The 13026-nt window shown below is 46.3% G+C and carries 10 protein-coding genes; 5 read left to right on the top strand and 5 right to left on the bottom strand.

Annotated elements, in window-relative coordinates:
• Positions 1-602: 602 nt before the first annotated feature.
• From GV64_RS02835 to GV64_RS02815, 5 genes are all read right to left on the bottom strand, one after another.
• Complete coding sequence (locus GV64_RS02835) at positions 603-1259, bottom strand: TetR/AcrR family transcriptional regulator (RefSeq protein ID WP_020584680.1); 657 nt, start codon at positions 1257-1259, stop codon at positions 603-605.
• An 87-nt stretch (positions 1260-1346) separates the two neighbouring features.
• Positions 1347-2018 carry a TetR/AcrR family transcriptional regulator gene (locus GV64_RS02830; protein ID WP_020584681.1) on the bottom strand — a complete coding sequence of 224 codons (672 nt, stop codon included), beginning with the start codon at positions 2016-2018 and terminating at the stop codon, positions 1347-1349.
• Entirely contained in the window at positions 1999-3384 is a 1386-nt protein-coding gene (locus GV64_RS02825; RefSeq protein ID WP_020584682.1) for an APC family permease, read from the bottom strand. The genes GV64_RS02830 and GV64_RS02825 overlap by 20 nt, the downstream gene beginning before the upstream one ends.
• A 66-nt stretch (positions 3385-3450) precedes the next feature.
• Positions 3451-4542, bottom strand: a complete 1092-nt coding sequence (aguA, locus tag GV64_RS02820; protein WP_020584683.1) for an agmatine deiminase — start codon at positions 4540-4542, stop codon at positions 3451-3453.
• 45 nt (positions 4543-4587) lie between these two features.
• Positions 4588-5979: an APC family permease gene (locus GV64_RS02815; protein WP_020584684.1), complete on the bottom strand. Its 1392-nt coding sequence runs from the start codon at positions 5977-5979 to the stop codon at positions 4588-4590.
• Between the two features lie 505 nt (positions 5980-6484).
• Between GV64_RS02815 and argF (GV64_RS02810) the strand changes: the two genes are divergently transcribed.
• From argF (GV64_RS02810) to aguA (GV64_RS02790), 5 genes are all read left to right on the top strand, one after another.
• Positions 6485-7531, top strand: a complete 1047-nt coding sequence (gene argF / locus GV64_RS02810) for an ornithine carbamoyltransferase (protein WP_020584685.1) — start codon at positions 6485-6487, stop codon at positions 7529-7531.
• Positions 7532-7637: 106 nt separating this feature from the next.
• Positions 7638-8546: a carbamate kinase gene (gene arcC / locus GV64_RS02805; protein ID WP_020584686.1), complete on the top strand. Its 909-nt coding sequence runs from the start codon at positions 7638-7640 to the stop codon at positions 8544-8546.
• A 217-nt stretch (positions 8547-8763) separates the two neighbouring features.
• Complete coding sequence (locus GV64_RS02800; protein ID WP_020584687.1) at positions 8764-10002, top strand: Rid family detoxifying hydrolase; 1239 nt, start codon at positions 8764-8766, stop codon at positions 10000-10002.
• A 275-nt stretch (positions 10003-10277) separates the two neighbouring features.
• Positions 10278-11333: an ornithine carbamoyltransferase gene (gene argF, locus GV64_RS02795; RefSeq protein WP_020584688.1), complete on the top strand. Its 1056-nt coding sequence runs from the start codon at positions 10278-10280 to the stop codon at positions 11331-11333.
• Between the two features lie 470 nt (positions 11334-11803).
• The gene (gene aguA / locus GV64_RS02790) at positions 11804-12898 is read left to right on the top strand and encodes an agmatine deiminase (RefSeq protein WP_034843968.1); all 1095 of its coding nucleotides are present in this window, start codon (positions 11804-11806) and stop codon (positions 12896-12898) included.
• The last annotated feature ends 128 nt before the right edge of the window (positions 12899-13026 follow it).

Genomic DNA, 13026 nt, shown 5'->3' with positions numbered 1-13026 from the left:
AATGGAAGAAAATCTGGAGTAGAAATTCGGTTGTACTCGGTGAACAGAGGCTCTATTCACCAAGCAAAAATTTATCTTTAGACCAATTTTCTGTGACTGCAGAATTTCCCAAACAATCGTCTCAAATATTCTCAGGAGCTATAACAATTCTATTGATATGAAGATGAATTGGGCAGAAAGTAGTGACTCATAGTCTTAGCAATGACGAGGAGCTTCAAAACAAAATTTCCTGTTCAGATCAACAGCACAATAGAGGTTTAGAGGGCACAACTGGTATTAATGGCTTTTTCATACTCGTGAGTGGATGGCCATGATTTTATCGCGGCCACCCAGTACCACATTGAAAATTAAAAATTTCTTTTTTTAACTGGAGGATTAAAAAAGAAGTGACAACTTGAGGTCACTGATAGCAAGGGCTACCAATAACCAGCTTTTAAAAAATAAATGACAACTGATTTTTCTACCCAGAGGGTTCCTGCTTGAGTTGTCACTTCTCCTAAAGCTGTAGCAGGGCCATGGCTTACAGCAACCTACCTTATCTGCTACAGTCTTACCTCCGATGTGACCGGCCAAGGTTAGAGATATTCCCAAACAAATATCTATTATGACACCTTGATCAGCTGCCTTGGTATGTACTCTCCAAGATAAGCCAGGGCCGCATTAACTCCTTCAAGGGCCATCACATCAGTAATATCACCATGCTCCTGATGGGATATGGAATAAACCTTATCAGCCACCTGGATAGCTATTGCGAAAATATTATAACTCTCAGGCAAAGGCGGAAGCTGGTAATAATTTTCATGACACGCCCGGATTCGACAACCTAACACATCATCATGCTTGTAGTCAGCATGACGGAGCGACCCTGTGGAATACTGACCAAGAATCAAATCCCTAGCGTATTTTCGTTCCCTGTAGTAGGCCACGTATCTTGCTTGTAACTGCCGCATAATATCAGACCAGTGATGTATTTTTTTATCATCAAACGGCCGATCCAGGATAGCCTCGAAATCCTGGAAAATTTCCTCTTGTAAAACCTCCAGAATGGTATCGACCTTGGGAAAGAAGTGATAAACAGAGGATGGAGGAATTCCGGCACTGTCAGCCACCTGGTAGAGAGAAAGTTCATTAATCGCAGTATTTTCCAGCAGCTGGCGAGAAACACTGAGAATCGTATTCCTGCGTTCAAGACTTCTTGATTGCAGTTTCCGACGGGGCTGTTCATGCACATCAGCAGGGGTGTTTATAGACTCTGTCATAGAAATTTATAAAATAGGAGAGGATCTCAACATCAGCGTATTGTCACCCTCTTATTTCTTACCTGCAACACTACCACAAACCTCTTTTTATGACTGAGTTCTACGCTGCAAGCACTCCGGCAGATAGAGAGCAAGATAAGACCGGGCAGCACGCCAACCTTCCATTGCCATAGTGGGCGTGATATTACCAAACTCCTGATGTGACATTGCATAGACTTTATCGGCTATTTGCAAGGCGATGGCAAAAATATTGTAGCTCTCAGGAAGTTTTGGTAATTCAAAATAGCGGCGATAAATTTGTTCAATGCGTTTTCCCATCTCATCATCATGTTGATGATCCGAAGCCAGAATATCAACATGAAGGTGTTGTCCGAGTATCAAAGCCCGGGCCATCTCATTTTGCTGGTAGTACTCCAGCATTCTGGTCTCCAGAATCCGACTGATATCGCTCCAGTGATTGACTTCCTCATCAACCAGCGGCCTGGAAACACATTCGTCGAAGGCAGCAAACACTTCTTCCGCCAGTGCTTGCAGCAGCACCTCAGTTTTCGGAAAAAAGTGGTATAGGGAGGATGGAGGAATTCCTGCCTTATGGGCAATATCATAGAGAGAGAGATGGGGAATCGCATCCGTAGTAATCATCTCTCTGGCTACATTTAATATTTTCAGGCGCCGCTCCAGACTTCTGGCCTGAAGACGTCGGCCTTTCGGTACGCCAGCATCTTTACTGGTCGACGGCTTAGCCAGCAAGACAGCCACTTAACTTCTCCTTCTGAAACTGACGATGCAGACGCATCCACTCACCAATACCAATCACGACAAAAAGGCCGAGTATTGTAGATGACGTATGTAAAGGATCATAGACACCAACAGGGAAAACAAAAAAGAATACTGCCATTGCCGTTAGCAACCATGGAGCAAGAGCAGCAGAATTAATTAACCAGCGACGCTGGATAATTTGCAACCCATCAACGGGCAAAGGATATCGCTTTTTCAACACCAGGTAGGCGGGAAACAAGAGCAGGTAGGGAAGCAGGAAAATCAGATTAGCAAATGAAAACAGGGACCAGTATAACGAGTCAGCGGACTCCGCCATAACGCCGTACAGCAGAATAGCCAAGGATGCCAGAAGTCCACTGAGGACACTGGCACCAACAGGTGTGCCGTATTTCCCATGCTCAATGCCAAATATGCCAGGAAGCTCTTCGCAACGGGCAGCTTCGGCGGCAGCATAGTTTGCCCCGATACTCCAGGTCACCATATTGGCAACCAGACTGAACATAATCAACAGGCCAAGAGCCATGGTTATGATGTTACTACCCGGCAGAGGCGCCATCATTCTGGACAGCGTTGACAGCAAACCATTGATCAGGCCAATTTCCTCAACAGGCAGAGCGGCGAGCATTCCGAAGACGGCAAAAAGATAAAGAACGGTAATAAGCCCGGCCGCAAATAATTGTGCAACCGGTAAATCTTTTTCAGGATCTTTAATCTCGTCACCAATACAACTCACAAGGTCAAAACCAACCAGCGAAAAGATAATGACCGGGAAAAATCGTAACCCTTCATCAAGTTTGGGGGTCAGGGTTTGCAGAGTCACTGGATTGGCAAGACCTGAGTTCCAGGCAGTCATTAATCCACCAATACCTAGTAAAAATACCACAATAACTTTGCTACATGCCCCGGCATTAGGAATCCATTTACCGGTTTCCAGTGACAGGCAACAAATCAACACAGTCAGCCAGGTGGCTACCAAAGCAAACAGTATTTGACTGGCCAAGGTCATCTCTGGCCAGAACATTTTGGTAAAAACACCTGCCATCATAATAAATGTGGCCGGCATCCATAAAGCGACATTGACCCAGTAGAGCCAGCTGGTTCGGGCTGACCAAGCCGGCCCGAAAGCCAGCTTTACCCAATGGACAATCCCTCCACGGGATGGCCAGCGAGTACCCATTTCGATACTGATCAGTGTGTAAGGAATGGCGAAAAAGAGGAAGGCAATCAGCCACCAGGTCAACGATTGAACCCCGATCGACGCCGCTGCAGCCAGTCCGTCTATAGTCAGTACTGCACTGAGGGTAAAAAACGTAATATCTTTACGAGTCAATCGTCGGGTATTCATGGATCACCATGTGGGTTATTTTTGTTTTTACACAACGGGCCAGAAGGCTCTGGCCCGTTTTCAGCTTTACACTGCAGGTACTTGTTGTGTAATGCAGTGAATATTCCCACCACCCAGCAAGATCTCCCGGGCATCAACACCGACAACTTCATAACCTGGATAGAGATCTTCCAACAGCGCTTTTGCTTCGCCATCGTAAGCAGGGTCAAGCAATGGCAGAACAATTCGCATATTGGTAATCAGGTAATTAGCATAAGACCCTGCCAGACGCTCGCCAGCACTGCGCTCCATACTATTGCAGGCATCAATGCCGCCGGCCTCATCTTCACGAATATAAAGTGGGCCGGGTACGTGCATCTTGTGGATCTTCAGCTTACGACCACGAGCGTCTGTCTCTTCAGACAGAACCCGATAGGCTTCCTGGGAAATTTCATACTGTGGGTCATTCTCATCGTCACACCAGGAAAGAATCACTTCACCGGGACGAACAATATGAATCAAGTTATCGACGTGACCATTGGTCTCATCATTATAGAGCCCCCGTGGAATCCAGATGACCTTTTCAACATTCAGGTAATCACCCAGAATCTGCTCAATCTCGGCTTTGCTCAGATCTGGGTTCCGGCTTTCATGAAGCAGGCACTCTTCCGTGGTGTACAGTGTGCCTTCACCATCCACATGAATGGAGCCGCCTTCCAGAATCAGCGGGGCGCGATAGTGATTATCCCGATGGATTTCACAGATTTTACTGGCCACCTGATCATCGCGGTCCCAAGGGAAATACAGGCCATCTACCAGTCCGCCCCAGGCATTGAATTCCCAGTCTACGCCCCGTCTTTCACCTTTATCATTAACAACATAGCTTGGACCGATATCACGCATCCATGAATCGTTAGTGGCCATTTCCACCAGGCGGATATTTTCTGGCAACATTCGACGAGCATTGTCGTATTGTTCAGCGGATACTGCCATGGTCACCGATGTTACTTCGGCAATCGCTTTGGCAACGTTGACAAACACTTGCTGAGCTGGCTTACCCCCGTAACGCCAGTTATCAGTTCTTTCCGGCCAAGCCATCCACATTTCTTCATGAGCCTCATGCTCGGCTGGCATACGGAATCCGTCGTTTTTTGGTGTGGTTTGCAAGGTCTTACTCATAGTCGATTTCCTTATTTCCTTTTTGATGTTGCTGTTTTATTGCTATTACGCACTAGCCAGTTGCAGTCGTTTTGTTGCTAATCCCAGAATCCATTCACCAATACCAATGGTGATGGCAATCCCCAGCGCTACGGGCATGGAATATCCCCAGTCAACAGTACCATTACCGATATCCGGGAAGATGAAGAGCACCACGGCCTGAACAATGAACAGGAAGCAGATGATACTGATGGCTGCCTGGGCCTTTATGCCACCTGGTACTTTGTATGGACGTTCCCTGTCTGGATCGCTGATCCGCAGTTTGAAGTAAGCAGGGAACATAAAGAGGTAAGGCAGCAGGAAGATGCAGGAAGAGAAAGCAAAGATGGACCAGAACAGTTCATCACTCTCACCGGAAGTCAAGCCGTACAACAAAATGACGACTGTGGACACGATACCGGTAATCATATTGGCGCCGATCGGTGTTTTGTGCACGGGATGCTCTTTGGCAACAAACGCAGGTAACTCTCCGGCCTGAGCAGCTTCCATCGCGGCACGGCTGGCGCCCATGGTCCAGGTTGTCATGTTGGCAATAAATGTCAGCAGGGCCAGAGATCCAATGCCATACACCATGAATTGACCAAAGGCACCGTCACCAAAGAGGGTTCTCAGCGTAGAGACAATACCGGCTACCAGACCAATCTCTTCTACTGGCAATGCCATCAGAATTCCCAGTGTGCCAAACACATAAAGCCCGGTAACAATAACCGCAGAGATAAGGATGGACTTCGGAATATCACGACGTGGGTCTTTGATTTCATCGCCCATACAGGCAATCAATTCGAATCCCATCAGGTTAAAGATGATGACAGGCAGGAAGCCAAGACCTGAATCCACAGAAGGAATCATTGAGCTGAGCGTGAATTCATTGGCTACGCCATTTTGGCTGGCATACCAGAAGCCACCCAGGCCAAGAACCACAATAACGGTAACCTTAAATAGCGCACCAAGGTTGGTAACCCAGACGCCCGCATCGACGGAAATATTACAGATCCAGATAGTTAACCAGGTCAGTGCAATACAAATAATGATCTGCCACCAGAGGCTAAGATCCGGGAAAAACATCTCGGCAAACATGCCGGCAAACATGATGTAAACCGCCGGCATCCAGAGACCAACGTTAATCCAGTAAAACCAGGTGGTCCGTACCGCCCACTTGAAGCCAAACGCTTTCTTTACCCAGTCGTATATTCCGCCATCACCGGGATAGGTGGTACCCAGCTCTGATGAAATAAGGCCGTAAGGTATAACGAACAGGACCAGGGTGATAATCCACCAGGAAATGGATGAAGGTCCTATGGACGCGCTGGCGGTTAAGCCATCAACCACCAGTACCGCACAAACGCTGAATAGCGTCAGGCTGGTCAGGCCCATTTTTCCGGTTGCTGCATTTGACATTATTGTACTCCCCCTATTGGCGACTCCGGCCAATACAGAACCCGACGATCAATGACACTGACCCAACCCGTCATGAACGTGGGATTAGCGAAAAGTCGATTTATTTTGAACTTCACTAACATGATAAATATCGAATTATTTTCGATATTGATCCATATCAGGAATTAGGGTGTTTTGAACAAATAACACAAAACAACAGATAATCGGCGCGAAATGTCGGCAAAAATCCTATATAAATGAATAAAGACAACCAATCCGCACAGAAAGCAAGCAAGAAATAACAAACAATGAACCAATAAATATCAAACTTGACTCAGATCAATATAGATATTTATCGGTTTTTATAGAGTGTATTCAAACGACGGGGCACAACGACAACAACAGTGCTCTCGACATAACACTTTTAAGAAAACAACTGATGGCGAGGCCATCAGCTCCAAAAAAACAAAGTGCGCTGCATCGGGGGAACCAAGCACGCACTTAATTAAAGACCAGGAGTATTCCAATGAAACTGCCATCTTCCAGCGCCACTGAACTGAACAAGCCAGAACTGAAGCACTTCCTCAAAACACAGGACTACACCCGCAAGGACCTGGAAAACATTCTTGAACTGATGGGCATGCTGAAAGAAGCCCGCAAAGCCAATGCGGTTCCTCAGCTGTTCAAAGGCAAGTCCGTTGCCATGATCTTCGAACAGCCTTCCACCCGGACTCGCGTTTCCTTTGAAACCGCAGCCACCATCCTTGGCGGACATGGCCTGTTCCTTTCTCCTAAAGACATCCACCTAGGCGCAAAAGAAAGCCTGTCAGACACTGGCCGTGTACTTTCCCGTATGTGTGACGTAATCCTGGCCCGTGTAGACGATCACAAAACTGTTGCAGGCCTGGCTGAACACGCCTCTGTTCCTGTAATCAACGGCCTTTGTGACTGGCTGCACCCAACCCAGATGATGGCTGATCTGTTCACCATGATGGAACACCTGCCTGAAGGCAAGAAGATGGACGACCTGACTGTTGCCTTCGTTGGTGATGCCACTAACGTCTGTTCCGACCTGATGTTCTGCTGCACTAAATTCGGCATGCACTTCAAACACATCGGACCCAAGAAATACCAGGCTCCACAAATGTGGCAAGACATCGCTGCCGAAAACTGCGAAACATACGGTGGCCGTCTGACAGTGACTGACGACATCAATGAAGTAGAAGGCTGTGACATCCTGGTGGCTGACAGCTTCTACTGGTTCGGCCAGGAAGCCGAGAAAGAAGAACGTCTGGCTACTTTCATTCCTCACTATGTAATCACTGAAGAACTGATGGCCAAGGCCGGTGAAAATGCCATGTTCATGCACTGCCTGCCTGCTAACGATCAGCGCGAGTGCACCCGCGAAGTCATGGACGGCCCACGCTCAGTGATCTTCGACGAAGCGGAAAACCGCCTGACCGCTCAAATGGCGCTGCTGGTTTACCTGACCCACAAGCATATCGAAGAGCCAACTGCAGAAATCCTGGCTTTCCACCAGGATCGCATCGGCACCTTCCTGAGCCACATGTAAGCACATCTCCGGCAGCCTGATCAGGCTGCCTTTTTCTTTCTGATATCAGCCAACCCTTTGTCACTGATAAAACTGTGGCTGATAAAAAAATAAAGAGAGCTGCACTATGGATAAGCCTATTCTGGTTGTCGCCATTGGCGGTAATGCACTGTTGCAACGCGGCGAGTTAATGAGCTGTGAGAACCAGCGGAAAAGTATCGCCGCTACAGCTCAGTCCCTGGCAAAATTACATGAACAGTATCGCCTGGTGATTGTACACGGCAACGGCCCACAGGTTGGCTTGCTGGCTCTGCAGAATCTGGCCTATCGTGACTGCCCACCCTACCCAATGGATGTACTGGGCGCTGAAACCCAGGGAATGATCGGGTATCTCATGCAGCAGGGCATCAAAAAGGAACTACCGCACACTGAAGTAAGCACACTGGTCACGCAGGTTATGGTAGATGCCACTGACCCTTCGATTGCTGATCCATCAAAGTTTATTGGCCCGGTTTATGACAGGGAAACAGCAGAACAACTGGCCAAAGAGTATGGCTGGACTATCAAGGCTGATGGAGACTACTGGCGTCGTGTGGTTCCGTCACCTGCTCCGGTAAAGATTATGGAAACGGATGCCATCAAATGCCTGCTGGAACGAGACCATATTGTCATTTGTGGCGGCGGCGGTGGCACCCCTGTTGTGAAAAATGGCTCTGATATTGAAGGCTTTGAAGCGGTTATCGATAAAGATGCCACAGCGTCAATGCTAGCTCGTGAAATCGGCGCGGCGGAACTATTGATTCTTACCGATGGTCAGCATGTTTGTGTGAACTGGGGAAAACCCGATGAGCGTGCATTAACCGACGTAACCGTCAGTGAAATGAAAGGTTATGAATTTGCCGCTGGCTCCATGGGACCTAAGGTAGATGCCTGCTGCTCATTTGCCGAAAGCACCGGCGGCATTGGTAATATTGGTGATTTGTATCATGCGCTGGACGTTATGAATCGAACCACGGGCACTCGTATCCATCCCTGAAAGCATGGCCTGATGAACTTTGTATTGCACCTTTGTATTACACATCAGGCCTGATTTCCCAGACGGGCACGGTCGCCAAAAACATTGCCTGCTATACAAGCCCGAGCCATATCCTGTTTAAAAAACAGGAATTATGAATAATCTTACTTCTTAAATATCAAGAATATTTTCAACGCCTAATCATTAAGCACCGACAAAATACAGGATAATTACTGGTATGAGTGGCAACATCATCAAGGTTTCAAGAAATACGGAAAATGCACCGAAAAGTTTTCTATCGACACAAACGGTGGCTTTTTCTCATTACAACAATATTTCAGCTCAATTACCTATCGATCCAAAAACCGGTAAATTGGTCGTTGGTGCCGTAAAAGAACAGGTAACCCAGTGCCTGAAAAACATCAAAGCCATTGTAGAAAGTATCGACCATGTGATGGACGATGCCGTTAAAATCACTGTATTCCTTAAGGATATCTCAGACATTGCCGCAGTAGACGAAGTTTATAAAACATTCTTCCAAAGCGATCTTCCTACACGGACGACAGTTGCCGTTGCGGATCTGCCTATGACTGATGCTTTGGTACAAATTGAAGCACTTATTTCAAACGGTGAAGGTACCGCTCCACAAGATCCTTGCGCTCTTATCAAAGTTTCAAGAAATACTGAAAATGCACCAATAAGTTCTGTATCTACACAAACGGTTGCTTTTTCTCATTACAACAATCTCTCAGCTCAATTACCTATCGATCCAAAAACCGGTGAACTCGTCGCTGGCGGTGTGAAAGAGCAGACTGAGCAGTGCTTAAACAACATTAAAGCCATTTTAGAAAGTATCGACCATGTTATGGACGATGTGGTTAAAACAACGATATTCCTTAAAGATATCGCGGATATTGAAGCCGTAAGCGAAGTTTGTGCAAAATTTTTCCCGGGCTATGTTCCTGCACGGACAACCGTTAACGTTGCCGCTTTACCGATGGATGCCCTGGTACAAATCGATACTGCTGTGTCACATGGCGATGGTACCCCTCCACAACTGGTTGAAGATGCCCGCTTGATTGTTATCGAAGCAAACAATACAGAAAATGCACCAAAAGCTACATACTCACACACTGTTGCTTTCTCCCATTACAACCATATTTCAGGCCAATTACCTTTAGACCCGAAAACCGGTGAAATCGTAGCCGGTGGTGTCAGTGACCAGGCCAGACAGTGCCTGGAAAACATCAAGGCCATTGTGGAAAGCGTCGACCATGTTATGGACGATGTGGTTAAAATTAATATCCAGCTGAAAGATGTCTCCGATGTTGGTGCTGTAAACGATGTTTACACAACATTCTTCAATAGCGACCTTCCTGCAAGAACAATCGTTGGCGTTTCAGCTATTCCTATGGATGCCCTAGTACAAATTGATGCGGTTGTTTCTAATTGTGAAGGTACACCGCCACAATTATAACGGGTATTTCATCGTTTAAATAACGGTCAAATAATCAAAAATAAAGCCAGCACTTGCTGGCTTTATTGATTAAGAAAATCTTAATAAGCCCACGGAAAAACTAAATTTTTTCTCCTTCAAAACTTCAATACATTAAGCCCACACCCTGTTGAAGTCGCTACCGCGAACTCCGTAGAAACGTCAGTCAATATGACTGCAACCTACCAGCAGTCGTCAAAGGTCGAAAGGTCAGACGGTCAGTGTAGTTTATTGAAATATGAGAATGGGAAGAAACTATGTACGCAAATACAAGAACATCCGGAACAGTGACACACCTGCTTGATACGATCGACCTGGAAAAGCAGGAAATGCTGGATATTTTCGAGACCATTCGTCAATTAAAAGCTGCAGATATGCAGGGTGCCGTGCCTCAGATTTTGAAAGGCGCTTCCCTTGCCATGATTTTCGAAGAACCTTCTACCCGCACCCGGGTTTCCTTTGAAACCGCCATGACCGACCTTGGCGGTCATGCACTTTACCTGAAACCTGGTGAGATTCACTTTGGCTCCCACGAAGCCATCAAGGACACCGCAAAAATTTTATCCAGCATGTGTCATGGCATTATGTTCAGAAGTAAAGAGCACGAATGCATGTTGAATCTGGCAGAGCACGCAACCGTTCCCGTTTTCAATGCCATGACTTACTACAATCACCCAACCCAGGGCATTTGTGACTTTTTCACTATGTCCGAGCACTTACCCAGAGGTAAGAAGCTGGAAGACATTCACGTCGTCTTTATTGGTGATTCTCGTGAAGATACCGGCATTATGAGCAAAGAAACAGGTCATATGTGTGCAACACTCGGTCTGAGATATACGGTAGCCTCTCCTGTTCGCTATTCAATGTCTGATCTGGAACAGAGAAAAATCAGGGGCAAAATGGAACTCACCGGTGGAACCCTGAGAGTAACTGACGACATTGATGATGCAGTAAAAGATGCCGACTTCATTATTCCTGATGTATGGACTTACTATGGATATGAAAATGAAGAGGCCGATAGAATGGATGCCTTTATGCCAAAATTCCAGTTAAACATGGAACTTCTCAACAAGGCTCCCACCCATTGCAAGGCACTTCACTGTCTTCCCGCTAATCGTGATGTAGAGATCACCAGCGAAGTGATGGACCATCCGACCCGGTCGATTGTATTCCAGGAAGCAGAGAACCGTTTGCACACCCAGCGTGGACTATTAGCATGGTTGTTATATCCACGACTGCGGGAAGCGAATGAGCGGCTACGTCAATATACAGAAGGTCAACTTCGACAGTTTCTCGATACACGATGTAAGTAGTAAATATTGGTCATATTTTTAGCTGTATATCACCTTTCAATGATGATCTGACTTCATAATTGAAAATTCTTGATTGATCGGAAGAGAGCCTTGCTTTTCATCCTAAAACCAAGCAAGGCTCTAACAGGGAATTTATTAACAACTAGTATTAGTTATGGGTAAAACAGGAAAAAACGCACAGGATGAAAAGCACATAACAACGAATTAACCACAAACTTAAAAGGCATATCCTTCTGCAATAATCGGTTCAGCTTATTGATTAAAGTCAACATATTAACCAGCTATTTCCTTTTTAGAATTTCTAAACAAGCGGATGGAAAAACTAAATTTTTTTGTCAGTCATATTTTATTAATTTACTCATAAGATCAGAACATTAAACCGTTTTTAAAAAATCATTTTATCACCTTTCGTCAGAATACCCCTTTACAAGGGGACTTATCTTTAACGTTTAACCGGGGGGCTTTGTCTCATGGCAAAGGTTTTTGACACCAATTCCAGAGTTGATGGATTTCGTATGCCTGGAGAACATGAGGCTCAAGAGGCAATTTGGATGGCCTGGCCTGAAAGAACAGACAGCTGGCAATGGGGGGCCAAGCCGGCCCAGGCAGCATTTGTTGAAGTTGCCAAGGCGATAGCTGCTGAAACACCAGTAAATATGGCAGTGTCCTACCGACAATATGCCAATGCCAGAGCGTTACTTCCTCCCCATATTCGTGTTGTAGAAATGACAACTAATGATTCATGGATGAGAGATATGGGGCCTAGTTATGTTATTAACGGCGAAGGTGAGCGCCGAGGCATCAGCTGGCAGTTCAATGCCTGGGGAGGATTCGTTGATGGCTTGTATTTCCCCTGGGATGCTGATGATGCTGTAGCACAGAAAATCTGTGAGTTTCATGGCGATGACATCTATCAGGCTCCTCTTGTGCTTGAAGGTGGTTCTATTCATGTCGATGGAGAAGGCACTGTTTATACAACAGAAGAGTGCCTGCTTCACCCAAGCCGTAACCCTGACCTTACCCGAGAAGAAATCGAAGAATACTTAATCAACTACCTCAATGTTTCAAAGGTAATCTGGCTCCCCCAGGGACTGTATAACGATGTAGATACCAATGGTCACATCGATAACCTGATCCATGTCCCTCGTCCCGGAGAGATTGTGCTCTCCTGGTGTGATGACCCCTCTGACCCGCAGTATGATATTTCCAGAGAAGCCATGTCTGTATTACTGAATGAAACAGACGCACAAGGTCGACAGATAAAAATTCACAAAATACCAGTACCTGAACCCATGTATATTCGCGAAGAAGAAGCAATTGGTTTTGATGCCTGTGAAGGAATGAATCGAGCTTCCGGAGTAAGACTTGCTGGCAGCTATGCAAACTTCCTGATTACCAACCGAAGGATTGTCTTCCCACTGCTGTGTAAAGGGCGTGACGAGGAAGCCAGGGCAGCATTGGCAGATATCTTCCCAGACAATGAGATCATTGGCGTTGAGGCAAGGGATATTTTACTGGGTGGAGGCAACATTCACTGTATCACCCAGCAAGTTCCAATGGCTTGATATTTACCTACTGTCGTACAGTGATGTATGCCGTTTTTTATTATGAAAATGTCGCTGTAATCAGAGCCTGTAGCCGCTTTTATGGTTCAGGGTAAGCGGCATTTTCTGCTTATGGCCACCTGGGGGCT

This window comes from Endozoicomonas elysicola (assembly GCF_000710775.1).
Taxonomy (GTDB): domain Bacteria; phylum Pseudomonadota; class Gammaproteobacteria; order Pseudomonadales; family Endozoicomonadaceae; genus Endozoicomonas; species Endozoicomonas elysicola.
Note: the sequence above shows the minus strand (reverse complement) of the source record. Positions and strands in the feature narration are given on the sequence as shown.

What these genes read in the sequence shown, in the direction of transcription:
- aguA (WP_034843968.1), top strand. Translation starts at nt 11,804, where the DNA reads ATGGCAAAGGTTTTTGACACCAATTCCAGAGTTGATGGATTTCGTATG.
- argF (WP_020584688.1), top strand. Translation starts at nt 10,278, where the DNA reads ATGTACGCAAATACAAGAACATCCGGAACAGTGACACACCTGCTTGAT.
- GV64_RS02825 (WP_020584682.1), bottom strand. Translation starts at nt 3,384, where the DNA reads ATGAATACCCGACGATTGACTCGTAAAGATATTACGTTTTTTACCCTC.
- arcC (WP_020584686.1), top strand. Translation starts at nt 7,638, where the DNA reads ATGGATAAGCCTATTCTGGTTGTCGCCATTGGCGGTAATGCACTGTTG.
- argF (WP_020584685.1), top strand. Translation starts at nt 6,485, where the DNA reads ATGAAACTGCCATCTTCCAGCGCCACTGAACTGAACAAGCCAGAACTG.
- aguA (WP_020584683.1), bottom strand. Translation starts at nt 4,542, where the DNA reads ATGAGTAAGACCTTGCAAACCACACCAAAAAACGACGGATTCCGTATG.
- GV64_RS02835 (WP_020584680.1), bottom strand. Translation starts at nt 1,259, where the DNA reads ATGACAGAGTCTATAAACACCCCTGCTGATGTGCATGAACAGCCCCGT.
- GV64_RS02800 (WP_020584687.1), top strand. Translation starts at nt 8,764, where the DNA reads ATGAGTGGCAACATCATCAAGGTTTCAAGAAATACGGAAAATGCACCG.
- GV64_RS02815 (WP_020584684.1), bottom strand. Translation starts at nt 5,979, where the DNA reads ATGTCAAATGCAGCAACCGGAAAAATGGGCCTGACCAGCCTGACGCTA.